General features: G+C 48.8%; 17 protein-coding genes. 2 read left to right on the top strand and 15 right to left on the bottom strand.

Features of this window, described 5'->3' with window-relative positions:
• Positions 1-66 precede the first annotated feature (66 nt).
• From HMPREF3066_RS10930 to HMPREF3066_RS10860, 15 genes are all read right to left on the bottom strand, one after another.
• The gene (locus HMPREF3066_RS10930) at positions 67-2,634 is read right to left on the bottom strand and encodes an LPD7 domain-containing protein (protein WP_070442900.1); all 2,568 of its coding nucleotides are present in this window, start codon (positions 2,632-2,634) and stop codon (positions 67-69) included.
• 62 nt (positions 2,635-2,696) lie between these two features.
• Positions 2,697-4,706, bottom strand: coding sequence for a type IV secretory system conjugative DNA transfer family protein (locus HMPREF3066_RS10925; protein WP_070442898.1), 2,010 nt, complete (start codon positions 4,704-4,706; stop codon positions 2,697-2,699).
• Between the two features lie 54 nt (positions 4,707-4,760).
• A complete protein-coding gene (locus HMPREF3066_RS10920) occupies positions 4,761-5,138 on the bottom strand; it encodes a single-stranded DNA-binding protein (protein WP_049225667.1) in 378 nt (125 codons plus the stop codon).
• A gap of 14 nt (positions 5,139-5,152) precedes the next feature.
• Entirely contained in the window at positions 5,153-6,301 is a 1,149-nt protein-coding gene (locus HMPREF3066_RS10915) for an ATPase, T2SS/T4P/T4SS family (RefSeq protein ID WP_321178940.1), read from the bottom strand.
• Between the two features lie 35 nt (positions 6,302-6,336).
• Positions 6,337-7,677: a type IV secretion system protein VirB10 gene (gene virB10, locus HMPREF3066_RS10910; RefSeq protein WP_321178939.1), complete on the bottom strand. Its 1,341-nt coding sequence runs from the start codon at positions 7,675-7,677 to the stop codon at positions 6,337-6,339.
• Complete coding sequence (locus tag HMPREF3066_RS10905; protein ID WP_070442895.1) at positions 7,674-8,504, bottom strand: TrbG/VirB9 family P-type conjugative transfer protein; 831 nt, start codon at positions 8,502-8,504, stop codon at positions 7,674-7,676. Before HMPREF3066_RS10905 ends, virB10 begins: the two co-directional genes overlap by 4 nt.
• Before the next feature lie 27 nt (positions 8,505-8,531).
• Positions 8,532-9,233 (bottom strand): VirB8 family type IV secretion system protein, encoded by a 702-nt coding sequence (locus HMPREF3066_RS10900; protein WP_070442892.1) that lies wholly within the window; start codon positions 9,231-9,233, stop codon positions 8,532-8,534.
• Positions 9,234-9,428: 195 nt separating this feature from the next.
• The gene (locus tag HMPREF3066_RS10895) at positions 9,429-9,923 is read right to left on the bottom strand and encodes a hypothetical protein (RefSeq protein ID WP_045075652.1); all 495 of its coding nucleotides are present in this window, start codon (positions 9,921-9,923) and stop codon (positions 9,429-9,431) included.
• Positions 9,924-9,941: 18 nt separating this feature from the next.
• Positions 9,942-10,133 (bottom strand): hypothetical protein, encoded by a 192-nt coding sequence (locus HMPREF3066_RS10890; protein ID WP_128582986.1) that lies wholly within the window; start codon positions 10,131-10,133, stop codon positions 9,942-9,944.
• A 23-nt stretch (positions 10,134-10,156) separates the two neighbouring features.
• Positions 10,157-11,071, bottom strand: coding sequence for a TrbL/VirB6 family protein (locus HMPREF3066_RS10885; RefSeq protein WP_045075656.1), 915 nt, complete (start codon positions 11,069-11,071; stop codon positions 10,157-10,159).
• Positions 11,072-11,133: 62 nt separating this feature from the next.
• Complete coding sequence (locus HMPREF3066_RS10880; protein ID WP_045075658.1) at positions 11,134-11,799, bottom strand: TrbJ/VirB5 family protein; 666 nt, start codon at positions 11,797-11,799, stop codon at positions 11,134-11,136.
• Between the two features lie 87 nt (positions 11,800-11,886).
• Entirely contained in the window at positions 11,887-14,298 is a 2,412-nt protein-coding gene (locus HMPREF3066_RS10875; RefSeq protein WP_070442889.1) for a VirB4 family type IV secretion/conjugal transfer ATPase, read from the bottom strand.
• Complete coding sequence (locus HMPREF3066_RS13665) at positions 14,198-14,632, bottom strand: VirB3 family type IV secretion system protein (RefSeq protein WP_234396119.1); 435 nt, start codon at positions 14,630-14,632, stop codon at positions 14,198-14,200. Before HMPREF3066_RS13665 ends, HMPREF3066_RS10875 begins: the two co-directional genes overlap by 101 nt.
• Before the next feature lie 17 nt (positions 14,633-14,649).
• The gene (locus HMPREF3066_RS10865) at positions 14,650-14,970 is read right to left on the bottom strand and encodes a TrbC/VirB2 family protein (protein ID WP_083286454.1); all 321 of its coding nucleotides are present in this window, start codon (positions 14,968-14,970) and stop codon (positions 14,650-14,652) included.
• A 64-nt stretch (positions 14,971-15,034) separates the two neighbouring features.
• Positions 15,035-15,676: a lytic transglycosylase domain-containing protein gene (locus HMPREF3066_RS10860; RefSeq protein WP_070442886.1), complete on the bottom strand. Its 642-nt coding sequence runs from the start codon at positions 15,674-15,676 to the stop codon at positions 15,035-15,037.
• Between the two features lie 633 nt (positions 15,677-16,309).
• Here HMPREF3066_RS10860 and aldA point away from each other — a divergent pair.
• Together aldA and lysS are read left to right on the top strand one after the other, a co-directional pair.
• Positions 16,310-17,752, top strand: coding sequence for an aldehyde dehydrogenase (aldA, locus tag HMPREF3066_RS10850; protein ID WP_003760973.1), 1,443 nt, complete (start codon positions 16,310-16,312; stop codon positions 17,750-17,752).
• A 178-nt stretch (positions 17,753-17,930) separates the two neighbouring features.
• Positions 17,931-19,442 (top strand): lysine--tRNA ligase, encoded by a 1,512-nt coding sequence (gene lysS / locus HMPREF3066_RS10845; RefSeq protein WP_039406007.1) that lies wholly within the window; start codon positions 17,931-17,933, stop codon positions 19,440-19,442.
• Positions 19,443-19,608: the final 166 nt, after the last annotated feature.

The following is a 19,608-nucleotide window of genomic DNA, read 5'->3' as shown; positions in this document are numbered from 1 at the left end:
ATCCTCCAAAAAGAAAACAGCCTGAAACCGAATGGTTTCAGGCTGTAAGGTAAACCGTCAGAAAAATCAGCGGTCGATTTCCACTTCAGGCTCTTGGGAGCGTCCGTGCTGATGCTGCCGATCGTTTTGTCGTGCATGCTCCGGAGACGGAATCTGAATCGGATCGGGTAGTTTCAGCTTTGTGCCGCTCATCTGTTTGGCGGTATGCTCGTAGTAGTTCCGTAGGGCTTGGGTGCGAACATTTCCTTCAAGACCGCGTAACGTATCCATTACTCCACGTTCGTAAAATGCCAGTTTCTTCTGATTCGGCTTACTCAACTTTTGCGCCTTCTGCATATAGTTGTCTTTTGCCGCAATTAAACCGGTATCCAGTGCGGCCGCTTTCATATTATCGGTTTGATGTAGCACTTGGGCGGGGATTTCTTCCTGACCAATGGAGTGAACCGGAACGTCTATGTCGGTATCAGCTCGTGGCGAAACATTGATGGCACTGTCGGACGGCAAGGTATTTTGTGCTTTCAGGCGGTCGGCGGCAGACAACATGGCAGCATCAGGTTGTGTATGGACGCGCTCCTCTCGTTCAACATCCGGTTTTGACTGTTCCTGCCCTTGGACAGACTTGCCGGTTTCGTGTTGCGGGTTCGATTGTTGAGTTCGTTCGGGATCAGGCTGCTTTGGCGGTTTCTGCGCTGCGTCCGGTTGCCTTCTTTCCTGTTCCTGCACTATCTCTGGCGCAATACCGTTTTGTGCATAACGTTCCCGCAATTCTTCCACACGCTGCAAATCGGCGGCGGTCGGTTTGTAGCCACTGGTACGGATACCTTGGGCGGCGGCTTCAATAAACATTGCCTGGCGAAAGTCTTTACTGCCTGACAACTTGATGCTGTCCCAACCTTTAGCTTTTACGACTTCCAGCATATCCCTGACCGTTTGCGGATCGGAAAGTGCGGTTTTAAGCTGCTTACCTTTATCTTCAAACAGCACTGTTTTGTAGTCTGAAACGGAATAGAATTTGCCGCCTACGGTGTGGTAACGTGTTTTGATGTTGTCGGGGATACGGTATTGCAGGTCTAAAACGACCTTACGGTCGTTAAGTTTAGTTTCAGACTGCCTTTCGACCTTTGGGTCGGTAAATTCCGGTTCGGAGCGGGTAGAACTCTGTGCTTTTTTATTCGTTTCCTGAGCAGGCTCATCTTTTAGGGGTGCTTCCCATCCTTGTTCCGTTTTACGAAACGTAACACGTTGACCATCATGTGTAATACCTTCATAGAATTTAAGCGTACCTTCTTTATCCAAGTCTTGTTGAATTTCTTCAGGGGTTTTGCGTAGATACTTAATGTCGGTTGTTACATCATGCAACTCGTAATGTTTAAAGTCAGACTCACGGTAAACCGGCTCATTGACTGTTTGGGTTCGACCATCGTATTCAATACTGTTGGTTGTATTAGAAGAGGTCGTCTGAATATTGTCTTTGTTTTCAGGATTCATGGGATTCTCCAAGTTTTCAGGTTCAGTACGGCTATTGTTGGCTTTCTCAGCCCTTTCGCTCCATTCTTCCAATTCGTCGGCGATTGCCTGTTCTTGGCTGTTGTCGGGGTTCAAGACGAGATTGACACCTTCTGCAAAGGACTGGCGAACGGCTTCGAGTCCAGCCAGTTTGTGTAGGTCGTTGAAGTCGCTCGGTAAAGGGGGACGCCCTTTTTCATCAACGCCTTTGCCTTTCTGATATTGCTGTATCAGTGTCATAGAAAACTCTGGTTGGATTGCCGTGGCGCGGTCGCCTAACAAGGCGGCTGCCTGCCGTGCTTTTTTGATACCGGTTTGCGAAGCATCGTTATCGACCGCAATCACAACAGGGACGTTTTGAGGCAGTTTTTGTGCCAAACGTTCGGCAACGGCAACCATGTTGCCTGCATCAAAAGCAATGATGACGGGCTTACCCGTGGCTTCGTAGATGCTTGCCGCCGTAGCATAACCTTCCGCCATGACGACACCGACTTTTTCCACATCATCGGCCTTGCCGATAAAGGCATAAGCCCCCTGAACCTGACCGCCTGCCAAGAAGCGTTTGCCTCCGTCTTGGTTGATGGATTGCAGATTGACGATTTCATTTTCATACAGGACGGGGATAATCAGATTGTCGTTGTCCTTATATTCGTTTTGACGCAGACCGGCGATGGCATCTGGGTTGGTAATACCTTTGGCAGCAAGATAGGGATGGCTCAACGAAGCGGGGCGGCTACTATTCCAAATCTTTTGTGCCGTACCTTTCACCCTCTGTTGCGTCTGCTGCCGCTCCTGTTCCGCCGCCTGCCGCCTTGCCTCCGATTCCGCTTTGCGCCGCGCCTGTTCTTCCACGCTTGGCGGCGTGTAGGGCTTGGCAGGCTGCCAGCCGGTCTGCCGCGCCAGCTTCCATACCGTTCCGATACTGAAGCTGCCCGGTTTAAGGCTTTTCCACGTTGATTTGGCGGCACGGTTGTCATAGTTGTCAGCGCGTTGTGACCATTCGTCCCAAAGGTCGTAACCGTTTTCGCCCAGCTCGTCTTTAACGGCCGCGCCAACCTGCCACCAAGTATCGCGATCATGTGAGTCGATATAACTCAAGGCACTGCGGATGTCGTCAATGTCGCTCATATTTTCACTTCCTTATAGAAAAAATAAAAAATAAGGCGGTCTGCATTTCACAGACCGCTTTTCTATGCTGTTTGAACGGAATCCCCAATAAACTGCCTGATGAATGGCAATGAGTCCTCTCCCCAATTTTTTAAAAGGGCGGGCATCAATGCCGCGATATAGTCAGGCGGGCTGTCCGGAGGCAAAATCGAAGCAAGAATGGCACCGGCGATTTCTTCGGCGTTGGAAGCATCCGACCAGTGGAAACTTTCCATTTCCTCCGGTGTTACAAAGGTTGCTTTCGGAGCTGAGACGGGTGCTTGTTTATCAAGATGGATGTTCAAAACCGGAATCTCCGGTAATGCCCAGTTCGCCCGTTTGGCGAATACCGGATCAGTGTAGTACACGATTTTCTTAGCGTAGATCGGACGGCTGTTGCCCAAACTGATGATGCAGTCACTTTTCGGCATCATTTTCATCTCATCAGGATTCATCACGGCGCGGCGTTGATCACTGGTACTGGTACTGTGGCTTTTCCCTTTACCGGAGGAGTGTGAAATAGATTTTGTTTTGAATGTTTCGTAGCCCACCAGCTTGCTGTATTCCTCTGCGTCGGTCTGTTCGCGTGGCGGATAGACGATTTGACAGCCGAAATTGGTAAAGAAGGTGCGCGTCGCGTCGCGGCCGTACAGGTCAGTTACTTGGGATGGGGTTTGGATAATCAGCAACAGCCTCAGCCCATAACCGGCAATATAAGAAACACCGTGCTGAATGGCGGGAATTACGCCCAAAGCGGTAAATTCGTCCATCAACAGGCAGCATTGGTATTTCAACGCATCGGGATTGTTGGACGGCAAGCCCTGCTCGACGTTTACCGTAATCAGTTGGCTGAAAAACAGGTTCGTCAATCGAGAAAATACGGCGGTTTCGGTTGGCACGATGCCGATATAGACCGTCATCCGTTTTTTGCGTACTTCATCCAAGTAAAAATCATCGCCACTGGTCGCCGCTTCAACCACCGGGTCAATGAAAATACCCAAAGGCGCAATAAGTGTCGCCAAAATGTCCGCACCTGTTTTGGCGTTACCATTGGCAAAGCCCATCAACAAACTACGGCAGTTTTGGCTTAACTGCGTATGTGTCTGTTGTTCACGCAAGATCATTTCATCTTTAATCCATTCGGCCAGAGTGCGGTCTCCGGATGGCGTCGTCAAACGGAACAGGTTGGCCAACGTAGTTTTGTTTTCAGGCAGGGACAGATCGCGCTCATGTTCCGTTTCGACCATGTAGAGCAGCAAACCGGCGAACAGGTTTTGCGCCGATTCTTGAAAGAAGGTTGCGCTGCCGTTGTCCTTGGCAGGCTTCGGATACATGATGGAAGCGATGTTTTTCACATCTTTGTAGGTATAGACGGGATTGCGTCGAATGTAGGTACAGGGATTCCAACGATGTGAAACCAAGGGTGCATTTGGATTTCGTTCGTGTTCCGGCATACGTCCGCCCGGGTTAAACAAAAACACTTCCTGACCATGTGCTGCACGGTAGCCGCCGGTAATCAGGAAGTTTTCCAATTTGGGATCAAAAACCACCATGCTGTCGCGGTAATGCAGGCAGTTCGGAATAACGATGCCGACACCTTTACCGGAACGGGTCGGCGCGGCCAAATACAAAAATTCGTTGCCTGACCAACGTAGGTAGTTGTTGCCGTATTTGCCGATTAACAAGTCAGGTGCTTCGTCAGGTTTAAATTCCTTTCTCAAAAGCCCGTGCTTGACAATTTCTGAACGGTTGGCAAAACGCGCCGAACCGTGCAGCTCGCGTTTAGGTTTCATCAACATACCGGCAAACATGATCAAAAAAACCACCGTCGGTATCAATAGGGCAAGACCGGCAGACACTTGAAACGCTGTCAGATAATCAGGAGGGAGGCGGTCATAATATTTCCAATAACGGTAAAGCATTCCGATCGACGGTTCTGTCTTCAGATTCATCCAACCTGAAAATACGACACTGCCCAAATATAGACCGCCTGCCAATGCAGCAGGGACGGTTACGGCAAGTACGGCAATCAGGGTCAGCAGTTTCTTTTTCATATTCAAACCTCAAACAAAAAGCCCGCTCCCGGCGGGCAACGTTCTCAGACGACCTCACAAATAATCGGGCAGTCCGGTCGGGGCGGCGACCGACGGCTGGCGTGTATGGATAATCTGCATCTCGGCAACGATGATTTCATGCGCTGTCCGTTCAATTTGCTGCCGGTCTTTATAAATACGGGACTGGAATTTGCCGATGACAAAAATACAGTCCCCCTTTTTCATATACTTGCAAACCGTTTCCGCCTGTTTGTCGTACAGCACGGCGGTAAACCATTCGATTCGTTCCCGTAAATCATTTTTTTCCCTGTCGCGCCATTTTTCGGTATAGGCAATGGAGAGGGTTGTCGTCGCTTTCCCATTAGGCAGATAACGCAATTCCGGGTCTTTACCTAGATTTCCCATGACTTCGACTTTGTTCAGATATGGCATGATGTTTCCTTTTCTTATTGTGAATATCCACGCATGGCGTAGTATTTCTCGACCGGATCAAAATAGAGTTCGGTCATGTGGGTTTTCTCAAAATAGGCGACGACATCGATACTGGATTTGACGGAATTGAGGATATAGTCGTAATCCATCGTTCTGCCGGTTGCCGACTCTTTCGCCAGTTGCGCGATACGATAGTGGACGCTTCGTGCATCGTTGGCGTGGACTGACATTAGACCGCCCGGGTGTCCGGTGTTTAGAAGCGAGATGTAATCCCAAGCCTCGTCGCCCCGCAGCTCGGTCAAGAATACACGGTCGGGTTTTAAACGCATACAGGCGGCAATCAGCATTTTTGCCGTGATGTGTCCCTTGTAGAACAGATGGGCATGGTTGGGATGCTTGGGCAAATCCAGTTCGTGTGTGTCTTCCAGTGTGATGATGCGGGTTTCCGGCGGAACGAGGTCGGATAGGGCTTTGGTAAACGTCGTCTTGCCGGAGCCGGTGCCGCCTACCATACATATGTTGAGTTTGTGTTTGATGGCCAAGGCGAAAAAGGCATTCATATTACGGTTTGCCTTGTGTTCCAGCATCTCATATTGCCAGGGCTGGAGCTGCACATCGTGTGGCAGCTTCATCTTGTCGGAAATATCCCGATAATATTTGCTGTCCATCTCCATTTCGCCAAGATTGAGGTCGTCTGAAACCCCATAGGCAGATACGTCGTGGAAGCGATTAACGCGTTCCGTATTGATATAGTCGTCCAACGAAAAGCGTGTCTGCGACGGTTTGCGGAAGGCATAGACGATGGTTTTGTCTTCGCAAGAAGGCGGTATCATGATATGCCCGCGTTCGCCGTCAGGGAGCGTAACGGAATGGATGGGCTGCTCCATGCTGATATGTTTACTGTTATAGGTACATAACGCCGTAGCAAGTTGAGTCAGGATCGGCAATGTTAAACGGTCGTCTTCTATCCGTTCAAAACCGGCTGATGTTTCCAAAAAGACTTCGCGTTCGCGGTTAATCAGTACTTCGGTTACGCCTTCGCGGTTGAGATAGTCGTCCAAGCCCGTTTTGGCCATCAAGTTACGGACAACCGCATCAGAATGGATTGATGCCTGCCCGTTAAAAGGTTTCGGATTTTGTGTCATTTGGAATTTGGCTTTCATAAAAAACCTGCTCCCGAAGGAGCAGGTCGTCTTAATCAGTATCCGTAAGGATTGACCAATTCATACACGTTACTGAAATCGACATCCCGAGCGACCATGATGTTAATCAACGTGCCCTGATTAATTGTGCCGGTTGGCGGAATATTAATACTGTTTTTCAGGGCTTCAGTTGCCATCTGTTGCGCGGCTTCAGTCGTATTTTCATAGGATATATGATTATTGCTGCCGGAGGGGCGGTTTTGGCGGTTACTGAAAGCATCTCCAACATCACCTATCATGCTAATCATGAGTGCCCCACCAAAACGCCGCCAAAAATGATATTTCACATAGGCGGCATGGCCGCTCTCGCCTAATGCTCCAGCCCCGGGACTGGCCAACGGCACTTTCACACCCGATGGAGTTTCCAGTTCGTTCCATAAAACGAAGACCCGTGCCTGACCTTGTAACAGGGCGGATGTCTGTTCGCCGATGATTTTGCTGCCACGTTCGATCAGAAGGGTTTTCCCGTTGGCGGAATATACATCTTTTGACACGATGCAGCGGGTAAAGCCCGGCTGGGTCGTTACAATTTTGGTATCCAGTCCGCAGCGGATATTTGTGCCTTTGGCAAGCAAGTAGGTTAAATCTCCGCGCTGTTGCGCTTTAACTGATGCCGTCGTTGTGGCATTCAGGCGTGAACCGAAACCATTGCCACTGCTACCTGATAACGGACTATTGCCTTCCGCTTCGCTAAATAAGCTCGAACCAGTTGTATTCATCTGTTGACCGCCTTCTGACGAAGGACTGCCCAAAGAGACGGGACGAGTATTTTCTGACATATCGCCTTCCAAGTTGGCCATCACATTGCCACTCATTTTCCGGTCTTGGGGCGTTTGTTTTGGTTGGCCATCAGCCGGCAATGTTCCGAGATCGGGTTGTTCAACAGGTATTTCGGCAGGTTGACCGCCTGCCGGTTGAACTTGAGAGGCTGCTTCAGTCTTCACCTCTGAGGCCACACCTTCGGGAGCGGCTTCGGAAGCTGCCTGTTGTTCAAACAGGGCAAGTTCAGCTTTGTCTCGATCGAAGTTTTTACCTTTTGTTGTTTCAGGAGCGGATGCCGCCTGTGGTTGCGACGCTTCAGCATCTTCGCTGCCGCCCGTCATGCCAATCAAGCCCGATACAACTACACCTGCTGCAAGAATACCTACACCTGCGAATAACACTTTACGCATATTGTTGGGCGCCGTGGAATTGAGGTTCAGCGGCATACCGGGTTCGATTTTTTCGTTCTTGACGGATTGGGACAGAGCTTCGGGTTTTGTGTAGTCGCCGTTTTCTACCGTATTCGGTTGACCCTGTTCCTGATTTTTACGTTTGAATTTGTCTAAGATTTTCATCTGCCATCCTTCTCTATGCGTACTGAGTCTCGGCTGCCTGCCCCTGTACGGTTGAAAGAGCCTTTTTCGTTAAAACTGCGGTTTTCCAAACCCAAAACCGATTTGCCCAAGCGCAATACAAAATGTTTGGCCGTTTCATGGATAACCACGGTATCGCCGTCCACATGGCTGTTGAGCAGCATTTCCGAACCGTCGTCCATCACCTTGTAAATCAGCGGCAGCTCACGGCCGTTATCGAAGCTGAAATAAGTAAAGCGGCCGTTGTCGTAGGCCGCTGTCGGTGCAAGTGTCTTATCACCTTTACCCCAATAGTTGTAATTGTGCCGCGCGTTGGGGCGGTGTCCCGCCGCTTTGAGTTTTTCCAAAGCCTTTGCCTGTTTCTGTGCTTCGGCGCGGGCTTTGTAAGCCGCCGTGTCGGGATAGACGAACCGCAATATATAGGTTGGTTTTTGCACATATTTGCCGTTTTTCTTGCCGGTCAGCGATAGGTCGAAGGCATACGTCCGTTTTTTGTTGGTCGTAATCAACATATTCGTGGCAGGTGCGGAAGCAACCGGTTTCATGTAGAGGTTGTTGCCCCGTGCTGCCAAGTTCCACGCTGCGGCATCACCCATACCCAAGCCACTGGTCGGATCACCAGTCAACAGCTCGCCATCTTCGAGTTGGATTAAAACTGCCTCACCAATGCGTGCATGGATATGGATAACGTCATCGGGATTGTACATAACGGTTTGGATACGGCCGTCTTTAGCAGACCCTTTTGGGATGGATACCGCGCCGGATACCGCAGGCAAGAACCCCATCAGCAACAATGCTGTCAGTTTCATATTTAAATTCATCGTTAACCCTTTCTGTTATGGCGCGGTTTCCGGATCGACGCGATAACTTTTGACAATAAAGCCCAGCGGATTGATACGTCGGGCTTCTTCACTCATAGGCTGGTTCGCGTATTCATAACCTATCGTTGCGATCATGTTCTGCACGGGAATTTCCTGATTTAAATCCCCCGATACCGGCACCATACGTTTTTCAAAACGGACTTGTGCGGTGTTACCGATAAAGGTCACGGCTTTCACTTTTGCGACAACTTTATATTGGTTTTTCAGAACCTTATGTGGAGCCTGCGGATTGTCATTGTAAATTTTGGCATAAGCAGCCTGTGTTTCCGGAGAACTCATCAACATGACTGCATCGTAGCTATCTTGTATCGTTACCCAGTCATAGCTTTCACGGAGTTGGACGTAACGTGTCAACCAGTGTTTATCCATAACTTCGCCGTAGGATTGTTCCTGATTTTTCATCATCGTTACGACTTCCGTTAGCCCGGTGTTGTTATCGACCTTGATTACATAAGGCCGTGACTCTTTTAAAGGTGTCAAACCTGCTACTGCTCCAACTGCCAAGCCTGTAATCAAGAGGCATGCACCACTGATGCGCCATGCTATTTTTGCGTTTTTGTGGACACGCACAATTTCCGCACTTTCAAAACCCTTGGCGGCATTGATAAATTCATTAGCCATCTTGTTATTGACAGCTTGTTTTGATTTTTCAGACATCGTTTACCCTCTTGTTTGCAAAGTTGAATTGATTGGAAACGGCGAGCCATGCGGCTTCGGTGGTTTATTTCCGGAGCAGGCACAGAGTGCGATGGAAAGGGAAAGAAGAAGGATGGTTTTCATGGGGATTTCCTTTGATTTATGAATCGATAAGCCCAAAAAAACACCCCGATTGGGGTGTGATTCTTAGGTAGATTAATAGGTTGTTGAGTGATATTGCGTTTTTTGAATATTGAAACGATTATCATCGGTTAGAGAAAGAGTTGTACGAAAGTTGTCAATTTTGACTTTCTCTTTAGGCGGAATGTGGATGTCGGTTGATACTGCCGACACATAATAACCCTGTTTGTCATAAATAGGAACGGACACATTAACCACAATCAGACGATTGGTTTTGTTTAAAGCCTCACCAGTAAAGGTTATATCTGCCTGTGGAATCGCCCCCTTATAACTGCCACCCCTTTGGACAACAAGCATTTTCAAGTTTTTTAATTCGTATTGAGCTGTAGATTTACTGCCTAAAGACAAAATGTCTTTAGCCTGACCTGCTCCCGAACTGGCCATACCTGAATTGATGCCCGCCAAAGTACCATTGATAGCGCTGAGGCCGTCAGTCAGTTCAGCACAGGCACTCAAGCCCAAACTCAGGGTTGTTATAGCAGCAAATTTAGTAATCTTGCGATAATCCATATTTAAACCCTTAGAGTATTAATCATCAAAACGAACCGGTACCGGTCGGTCAAGCAGTTTAAAAAATAATCCAAAAATCGATAAACCGATACATAGCCCGGCTAATCTGGCCAAAGAACTTTCCATCAAGTTGCCGAACATACCGATAAACATCAATGTGCCCACAGAAAGCAACAACATCCACCAAAGCATTTTAGTTACGAAAGTCATGATCATATTTTCCTAAAATTGGGTTATTTCGGTTTGACTTTCCCTCCACCGGGAAGTTTCACACCTTTTGCCCATCTTGCCACAGACATAACGGTTCGACTGAAACCGTTTACAGATGCCCCACCCGTTAAAGCGGAAGAAATCGAAGGAATACTCCAGGCAACCAAAATAAAAATTGTTGTTGATAGGAAAAAGAGCGGAATCAAGCCGACTACCTGAGCAACTGATCCAATTTCTCCAACTACAGCTCTTTCTAATTGGTTCTTGAAAAAATCATTCTGCAATGCACCTAGAATAACGTAAAACACTACTGTAACTGAGTAATTGAGGATTTGTCCTATCCAATTCATGCCCCACTGCCGTGTTGCAGGAAACAGCATTGAACCTATAAACAAAGGTCCGATGACGATTACCATCGCCAATGATAGTTTGGCAATTAGGTAATAAGCAAATGTAATGAGAAAGAACAAATAAGCCAATATAACAGCAAACCCACCACCAATATAAAGCATCAGCTTATCTGATACTTGTAACATATCCAATGAAGCGGCATACGCAAAAATATTCTCCATCATCTTTAAGATATTGTTGCTTTGGGTATCCAACGCGCTTGCAGTATAGGTTGAAGTCCCCAACAATCCACTCAGATTTTCGGGCAACATCCACATGATATTGGCGAGTTTCTGATACTGACTGGAATTGAAAGCAAAAGCAATAATAAGCAACCAGCCGAACATGCGCTTGCCCAAATCCACGACATTTTCATCAAACCCCCGTTTGTAATAGTCAAACGCGACCAACAGGATATAAATCCCAAAGCCGATTTGAAAAACCGGAGCAATACCGCTGATCATGTTGTTTGATTTATGGAACAGATTAGTTCCCATACCGTTTAGTAGAAAGTTGGCGAGTTCGGAAAAATAAGAAGTTGTTTCCATAATTTGCCCTATTTTATTTAGTGCTGCATTCGCTTATTCCCGAATACAGCACGATAAAGCTACTACTGATTGCAGACCACATAGTTGCGGTCACGGATATGGCGTGCCATACAAGCTTCACGGGAAGCATACTGGCGCTGTTCGATTTCTTGTTGTCGTTTATACAACCGATCGAGCATATCCAGCTTGGTTTGATTGTTGGCGATTTTTGCCTGTTCCACAGAAATGCGGTTTTGCAGGTCAGTAGCGGCTTTGATGTCTTGTGTATTGTTGACTTCGTCCATCAAGCGCGACAGAGATTTAAGTTGTGTCTCCATCGAGTTAAAGACTTTTTCCATCTCCTTCATGTTATGCACAGCCATTCGTTGCGCCGTTTCGGGGTTATAAGCCTTACTATTAATTACAGACTTATAGTCGATATTTTTTGCGCCTTTATAAATCTCGCTCCACTCGGACGGAATTTGGTCTTTAACCGTATCCTTCAAAAGGTTGCCCATGTTGCGAGAGCCGGTCATTGCCTTGAACTGTTTGACCTGCTGTTCGAACTGACGCTTCATTTCTGTAAGTTGCTTGCCCATTTCAAGCATTTCTTTGGCAAAGTTTTTTTCACGCTGGGCTGCGGCCGCTCCGTCGGTAACGGGGATTCCGGCAGTTGACACAAGTGGCACTGAAGCCAAACTTACAGCCAGCAATACCGAGCAGACTGTTTTTTTCAAATGGATCTTCATTTTGAACTCCTAATTAAAAACCGCCAGTAGGCGGAAATAAAAAAGGCCGTCTGATATTTCAGACGACCTTCGTAATAAAGATGAATATCATGCGACATGGGCTTTCTTCCGTTCGCGGCGTTCCTGTACTGCCTCAACAAACGAACGATACCAAACATCCGGATTTTCACTGCCAACATCCTTCATCACCCGATACAACAACTCCACGTTGTCAGATGATCCAGAAAGAAATGCCATTTCATCCTGAAAACCGTACAAATCCAACATGGCGAATGCCGACTGTTTCGACTGCTTAACCAAGAATGTGCGGCTTTCCAACGAGAGTTTGGACAATTCCTCAAACTCTTTTACCGTCAGGCCGCAACGTTCGTAGCTGTTTTCATACTCGGCATCAGGGTTTGGCAAGAAGATTTTGGTCGGCGTTTGCTGAACAATGGCGGGGAATATCGGACAGGAAATAGCATCTTCCGGCGATTGCGACACCAAAATCAGCCAGCCGCCGCGTTTGCGGTCGGTTTTCAGAATTTTGAGCATGATGTCCTGCAATGCCTCAAATCGGGCAGCATACCAAAATTCTTCAATGATGGAGGCAAGGATGCCGTCTTCTTTGGCAACTTTGTCCATCATGATATTTCGCAGGTGGAACATATACGCTAAAACCGGAGCGGTCGGCGGATAGTCGTCCTTCAGAATATCGGTCAGGTCAAAGCCGACACGGTAGAACTGTTCAGCATCAAACAGGTTTGTCGGGTTGTCCAAGCACCATGCGAACCGTCCGCCTTCACTTTCGCACCATTTGGACAGGCGCATACGCAGTGAGTTGGGATCAGGAACGACGGGAATACTTTGTAACAGATGGCTGAAACGACGATGCTCATAGTTCATGTTGAACATCGTATCGACAGCGGCCTGAATCTCCTTTTCCTCCGTCGCCGTGAGTTTGCCGTTCTCGTCTGCGCCGCACATACCAACCAAGCTGTACAAGAATTCACGGTTTGACGGCGTATCGGGCAGTTGGAAAGGGTTTAACCCGGTCGGAACTCCAGCTTCCAACGCAAAATACGAGCCGCCAATGGCACGGATAAATATCTCCATGCCCCGGTCTAAGTCCATCACGAACATATAAGGGTTGAAACGTTCGGTAAACGCCATCATGGCTGTTTGCAGCGTAGTTTTACCCGTACCGGTTGCACCCAGTATCAGCGTGTGTCCGGCGATTTTTTCTCCGAGGCTGTCCTCCTTCAGGTTTGAAAAATGGAAGTTGAAGTCATAAATCGTTTTGGACGTGGTTTGCAGCGGCATAATTGCGGAACCATCGCCAATCGGATTACCCTGTTTTTTGCCGTGCGAATAGTTGTGTATGCCGAAGGTTGTCGCAAAGTTTGTTGTCGTTTTCGGGAAAGAGCGGGGCTTTTCCTTGCTGCCCGGCACTTGGCTGAAAAACGTCGCAGGAGCGGAAAGTCCCGCCTTGGTAAAGCGATAACCGCCCGCATTCAGGAATGTGGAATAGGCACGCGCACCGTTTGCCGCCGCCTCTTCCGCCGTCTTACCGTACACGACCAACGCCGCATGATAGTCGCCGAACATCAGTTCGCCCGATACCAGCAAGCCCTGACCTTGTTGTAACTCTTCCTGTTGTGCGGTAGCTTTGTCATTGACCGATGTCAGGTTGTTGAGCTGCTTCCTGATTTCACCCTGCATATCATACGGATTGATGAATACGAGGCTTTGCGTGAATGTGAATTCACACGGCAAGCGCAGGATTGATGTCAAAATCTTAGGCTTGCTGACACCGAAGTCCTTCAGATCGAACATCTGCGCGAACTTGCGCGTTCCGTTTTGTGCACGGATTTCGCACAAATCCGATCCGAAATGCAGATTAGCACCAGGAATGGTCTGATAGGCATCACCAACCGATAGCGGAATCTCTTCCCTTGTTCCATTAATCAGACTACCGAAAAACGAGTACACCTCCGAGAAGGCAACACCGTTTTCATTCTGATAGGCAGTCAGAAGATACGGATCATAGGGTTCGAGTGCACGCATCAGAATCTGAATTTGTTCTTCTGCCTCTTTAATCCCTGCTTCCAAATGGTCGAACTTAATCAAAACCGTCAGATGGAACACGTTTTCAAAATAATCCGCTTCCTGAAAGCGTTTCAGATACTTATCGGCAAACTGCTGACAGAAGGCCGTCCGAAACTTGTATTCACGGTCAAAGACAATCTTTTGGCGTTGCAGCGTTCCCCACACCGCCAAACGGTTGCCCAAGGTTTTGCCCATACCGGCGAGCAGGTTGCGTAACGATACAAACTGCGTGAACAGGTGCTTGTCGTCCACACCATCAAACGGCAGGCCTTCCATCCTGATGACGAAGGCGAGATGTCCCGTTTTGTAATTAACGATGTTGTTTGTGACGTGTTGGCAGATTTTCGGTAGAAAATCCGACTGTGCCGGTTGCGCTTTTAGAGCGTTGCTCAAAAAATCGCTGATAATCACTTTGTTGTCTCCCGAATTTTGTGGCGAGAATGGTATTGGTACCGTTGAACATTTTGGCATTTCGACGACGTAAGAAATATTTCGTTTCATAGAAATAAATCCTCAATGCCTGATCGTCGTTCTTACTGATGGTGTATAGGAAGGCCAAAACCGGCAAAGGCAACAGCAGAAAATATAATGCCCTTCCTTCAAGAAAGGGCAGTGTTGCCATTGTCAAGATGACGGCAGCTAAACCACAAACGGCCAAAGCCGGTAGAGGAATTCCTAAAACCATCGCACGCCTATTCAAGCCGTTGAAGGTCGCCTGTTCGGTATGGATGTCTTCTTTTTTCACTTGAGAACCTCCAACTTTTAGCCCACTTTCATACTACCGCCTTTTGTAAACAGCCAAGTGCCAACGGCAATAGCAGCACCGGCAAACACAATCCATAAACAGGTTTCTAAAACATCCCCCCATGTCTTTCTTGCCCCGAATCCTTGTGCCGCCTGCCAAACAAGGGCAATAGTGGCGACAACGCCGACAAGCGTGTAGATGGCCGTTCGGACACTTATAGCCATAGAAGAAACGTCACTACTAAACCCGTCCGCTAATGCCGTTTGTGCCATTGCCAACAAAGCAACTGTTATAACGGTTTGGGTATTACTACCCGCTTTTTTGATGTTATTCATCATCGTTTTTCCTTTTTACGAAAACAAAAAAACCGCTTAAAGCGGCAATAAAAAAGCCCGAAGGCAGTTAAAACTCTTTGAATACATCCCATTCCGCGTATCGCTTGGCGGGTGCTTGGGCTGCTACTTTAACTATGTTTTCAGACGAGTTGTCAGATCGGGCAACAGCAGGTATAGGTTTCAACTTGAAAGGTTGAACAGGACTTGATGCCAGAACTGTACGGCTGCCGCTCAAGCGCGCGTAACGCGCTTTGACATCTCTGACGTAGTGTTGTGTTTCCCGATAAGGCGGTATGCCACCATATTTTCGCACTGCCCCTTCACCGGCGTTGTAGCCGGCCAGCACCAAATCAAGATTGCAGCCGTGAATACTGGATTTGTCAGGAAAGTGGTTACATAAAAAACGCAGGTAACGAGTACCTGCGATGATGTTTTGTTCCGGATCGTAGAGATGTTTTGGATTCACCCCCATTCTTGCGGCCGTCGGCGGTATAACCTGTAACAAACCTCTGGCGTTTTTATTAGATATTGCGAAACGATTACCTGAGCTTTCTCGTCCCATAACCGCCCATACAATGTTTTTGTCTAATCGTTGCAAAGCGGCATGCTTTTCCACCAAAGCCTCATATTGTGGGTACGGGGCGGCGGCAATCGCTGATGTTTGGTAAAAAGCAAAGAGTGATGTTGTCAGTATCAATATTTTCTTCATGTTTTTTTCACATCCCATTTCTCGGCAGGGGACACCTGCCAATCATTTACATAACGGATACGGCCGCCTTGAACAGAGTGATACCGTTTTCCATAAACAAAAACTTTCAAACGACCGTCAGACATGGTTTTCAACACATTGCAGTACATCAAGTAATCAATCCGAGACCGGCTATTCAATGAATGCGAACATTTAAGAAGATGCGAACCGTTCCAACCATCCGGTTGTTCCTTACGAATTGTTCTACCCATTACTTATCCTTTATTTTTTCTGAAAAAAAAAACGAAAAGCGAAGCAAATTGATTAAAAATGCTTGGATTTTCGTTCTTTGGAGTGTGTCCGGTTTGTGCCGTGATAAGGCAAAATCAGACTGTATCAGACTGAAGGTGCTGGCTTCAACTCTGTTTAGAAACAATTAGTTATATTATATTTTTTGGACTTTTAATCCGTTGGTCGAGCGTTCGAATCGCTCACGACCCACCAAATATCAAAACCTGCTTTGAAAAAAGCAGGTTTTTTTATGTTCTCCGGAATAATCTACTTCCCCTGTAAATATGCTAAATATACTTGTATGCCAGGCAATTTAAGCATAGACTAAAACTACACGCGACTACAACAACAGGAGAACTTAAAATGAAACAATTGGCCATGTACATCAACGGACGCTTTGAAAACGATTTCAACGGCGAATGGCGCGACGTATTGAACCCTTCCACTGAAGAGGCCATCGCCCGCGAACCCAAAGGCGGCAAAGCGGACGTTGACCGTGCCGTAGCGGCGGCGCGTGCGGCGCAACCGGCATGGGAGCGGCTGCCTGCGGTCGAACGCGGCGCGTATTTGCGCAAAATCGCCCAAGGCATACGCGAACGCGCCGACGAGTTGACCGACACCATCGTTGCCGAAGGTGGTAAAACCAAAGACTTGGCGCGCGTGGAAGTCATGTTTACCGCCGACTATCTCGATTATCAAGCCGAATGGGCGCGCCGTTACGAAGGCGAAATCATCCAAAGCGACCGTCCGCGTGAAAACATTTTATTGTTCAAACGTCCGCTGGGCGTCGTGGCAGGCATCCTGCCGTGGAACTTCCCCTTCTTCCTGATTGCCCGCAAAATGGGGCCTGCTTTGGTAACGGGCAACACCATCGTCGTCAAACCCAGCAGCGTAACCCCGATCAACTGCCACATCTTCGCCGAAATCGTCGATGCGGTCGGACTGCCTGCAGGCGTGTTCAACGTGGTGAACGGTCCGGGTGCGGAAATCGGCAATGCCCTGTCCGCCCATCCGCAAGTCGATATGGTCAGCCTGACCGGCTCCGTTGAAGCAGGCCGCCAAGTGATGGAAGCCGCTTCCGCCAACATCACCAAAGTCTCATTGGAACTCGGCGGCAAAGCGCCCGCTATCGTTTTGAAAGACGCGGATTTGGACTTGGCAGTGAAATCCATCTTGGCTTCGCGCGTCGGCAACACCGGTCAAATCTGCAACTGCGCCGAGCGCGTCTATGTCCACAGCAGCCTGAAAGACGCGTTCATTGAAAAAATGACCGCCGCCATGAAAGGCGTGCGCTACGGCAATCCTGCCGAAGCCGAAGCAGGCGCGCTGGAAATGGGTCCGCTGATTGAAGAGCGCGCCGTCAAAGCCGTTGCCGAAAAAGTGGAACGCGCCGTCAAACAAGGGGCGACGCTGGTTTGCGGCGGCAAACGCGCCGAAGGACGCGGCTATTTCTTCGAGCCGACCCTGCTGACCGACACCGACAACAACATGGACATCATGAAGGAAGAAACCTTCGGCCCTGTCCTGCCTGTTTCCACTTTCGACACGCTCGACCAAGTCATCGCCTTGGCAAACGACTGCGAATTCGGTCTGACCAGCTCCGTTTACACCACCAACCTGAACGAAGCCTTCTACGTCACCCGCCGCCTGCAATTCGGCGAAACCTACATCAACCGCGAAAACTTCGAAGCCATGCAGGGCTTCCACGCGGGCTGGAAAAAATCCGGTATCGGCGGCGCGGACGGCAAACACGGTTTGGAAGAATATCTGCAAACCCAAGTCGTTTATCTGGAAACCAATATTTAACTACCGATATTAGCCTCAGTTAAACGAAATGCCGCCTGCAACCGATTTTCGGGTTTCGGGCGGCATTTTTGCCTTTATAGAAAAAAACACCGACATCGCGTAAAATATGCGCAAATTTTGTGATTCAATCAGGTCGTCTGAAACAGATTGCGCCTGATTTATTTTTCCGGAAAACACCATGAGCGAACAAAACAATCCGCAAACCGAGCCGCAGTTGGACGAAAACCAAATCATCGCCCTGCGCCGCGAAAAACTGCACAACATCCGCCAACAGCGCATTGCCTATCCCAACGACTTCAAGCGAGACAGCTTTGCCGCCGATTTGCACGCCCAATACGGCGAAATCAGCAAAGAAGAACTCGACCCGCAAGCCGTTCCCGTCAAAATTGCCGGCCGCATGATGCTCAAACGCCAAATGGGCAAGGCGAGCTTCGCCACCATCCAAGACGTGACCGGACAAATCCAGCTTTATCTGAACAACAAAGGCGTGAGTCAGGAAGTTTTGGACGATTTCAACCATTGGGACTTGGGCGACATCGTCGGCGCGGAAGGTACTTTGTTCAAAACCAACCACGGCGAATTGACCGTGCGCGTATCCGACATCCGCCTGCTGTCCAAATCCCTGCGCCCGCTGCCCGACAAACACAAAGGCTTGAGCGATCAGGAAACCAAATACCGCCAACGCTACGTCGATTTGATTGCCAACGAAGAATCGCGCAATACGTTTATCAAACGCAGCCAAATCATCCAATCCGTGCGCAATTTCATGGTGAACGAGCATTATCTCGAAGTCGAAACCCCGATGATGCACCCGATTCCCGGCGGCGCGACGGCGAAACCGTTCGTGACCCACCACAACGCCTTGGACATCCCGCTCTACCTGCGCATCGCCCCCGAGCTGTATCTGAAACGCCTGGTGGTCGGCGGTTTGGAGCGCGTGTTTGAAATCAACCGCAGCTTCCGCAACGAAGGCATGTCCGTGCGCCACAACCCCGAATTCACCATGATTGAATTCTACGAAGCCTTCTCCGACTACGAACGCATGATGCAGATGGCGGAAGACATCATCCGCAACGCATCGCGCACGGTCAACGGCACGGCGAAAATCAGCTACAACGGCAAAGAAGTCGATTTGGAAAGCCCGTTTGAACGCCTGACCATTCTCGAAGCCATCAAAAAATACAATCCACACTACACCGACGAGCAGTTGAACGATGCGGAGTGGCTGAAAAAAGAAATCGTCAAACACGGCGAAAGCCTGCCGCCGTCCCCCGGCATCGGCAGCCTGCAACTTGCCCTGTTTGAAGGTTGTGCCGAGGGCAAACTGTGGAACCCGACCTTCATCGTCGATTACCCGGTCGAAGTTTCCCCGTTGGCACGCGCTTCGGATACGAAACAAGGACTGACTGAGCGTTTCGAATTGTTCGTTGTCGGTCGCGAGCTGGCAAACGGCTATTCCGAGTTGAACGACCCCGAAGACCAAGCCGAACGCTTCAAAGCGCAAGTGGCGCAAAAAGACGCGGGCGACGACGAAGCCATGCACTACGATGCCGACTACATCCGCGCGATGGAATTCGGCCTGCCGCCGACAGGCGGTTGCGGCATCGGCATCGACCGCCTGGTGATGCTGCTGACCGATTCGCAAACCATCCGCGACGTGATTTTGTTCCCGCAAATGCGTCCCGAATAAGGTAGGCAGATAATAAAGAAAAGGTCGTCTGAAAACCGGAAGATTGGTTTTCAGACGACCTTTGTCGTTTTTGTACCACTTTGTAACTTTGATTAACCTATATCGATTTCTCATGAAATTCAGAAGAGAATGGGAAATTTCACTTCAGACGACCCAAACGGATTGA

It is taken from the genome of Neisseria sp. HMSC03D10, assembly GCF_001807625.1.
GTDB lineage: Bacteria > Pseudomonadota > Gammaproteobacteria > Burkholderiales > Neisseriaceae > Neisseria > Neisseria mucosa.
Note: the sequence above shows the minus strand (reverse complement) of the source record. Positions and strands in the feature narration are given on the sequence as shown.

Coding starts and splice junctions, on each gene's coding strand:
- HMPREF3066_RS10925 (WP_070442898.1), bottom strand. CDS start 4,706: ATGAAAAAGAAACTGCTGACCCTGATTGCCGTACTTGCCGTAACCGTC.
- HMPREF3066_RS10880 (WP_045075658.1), bottom strand. CDS start 11,799: ATGAAGATCCATTTGAAAAAAACAGTCTGCTCGGTATTGCTGGCTGTA.
- virB10 (WP_321178939.1), bottom strand. CDS start 7,677: ATGAAAATCTTAGACAAATTCAAACGTAAAAATCAGGAACAGGGTCAA.
- HMPREF3066_RS10895 (WP_045075652.1), bottom strand. CDS start 9,923: ATGGATTATCGCAAGATTACTAAATTTGCTGCTATAACAACCCTGAGT.
- HMPREF3066_RS10920 (WP_049225667.1), bottom strand. CDS start 5,138: ATGCCATATCTGAACAAAGTCGAAGTCATGGGAAATCTAGGTAAAGAC.
- HMPREF3066_RS10860 (WP_070442886.1), bottom strand. CDS start 15,676: ATGAAGAAAATATTGATACTGACAACATCACTCTTTGCTTTTTACCAA.
- aldA (WP_003760973.1), top strand. CDS start 16,310: ATGAAACAATTGGCCATGTACATCAACGGACGCTTTGAAAACGATTTC.
- HMPREF3066_RS10890 (WP_128582986.1), bottom strand. CDS start 10,133: ATGACTTTCGTAACTAAAATGCTTTGGTGGATGTTGTTGCTTTCTGTG.
- HMPREF3066_RS10930 (WP_070442900.1), bottom strand. CDS start 2,634: ATGAGCGACATTGACGACATCCGCAGTGCCTTGAGTTATATCGACTCA.
- HMPREF3066_RS10900 (WP_070442892.1), bottom strand. CDS start 9,233: ATGTCTGAAAAATCAAAACAAGCTGTCAATAACAAGATGGCTAATGAA.
- HMPREF3066_RS10885 (WP_045075656.1), bottom strand. CDS start 11,071: ATGGAAACAACTTCTTATTTTTCCGAACTCGCCAACTTTCTACTAAAC.
- HMPREF3066_RS10905 (WP_070442895.1), bottom strand. CDS start 8,504: ATGAAACTGACAGCATTGTTGCTGATGGGGTTCTTGCCTGCGGTATCC.
- lysS (WP_039406007.1), top strand. CDS start 17,931: ATGAGCGAACAAAACAATCCGCAAACCGAGCCGCAGTTGGACGAAAAC.
- HMPREF3066_RS10865 (WP_083286454.1), bottom strand. CDS start 14,970: ATGATGAATAACATCAAAAAAGCGGGTAGTAATACCCAAACCGTTATA.
- HMPREF3066_RS10915 (WP_321178940.1), bottom strand. CDS start 6,301: ATGAAAGCCAAATTCCAAATGACACAAAATCCGAAACCTTTTAACGGG.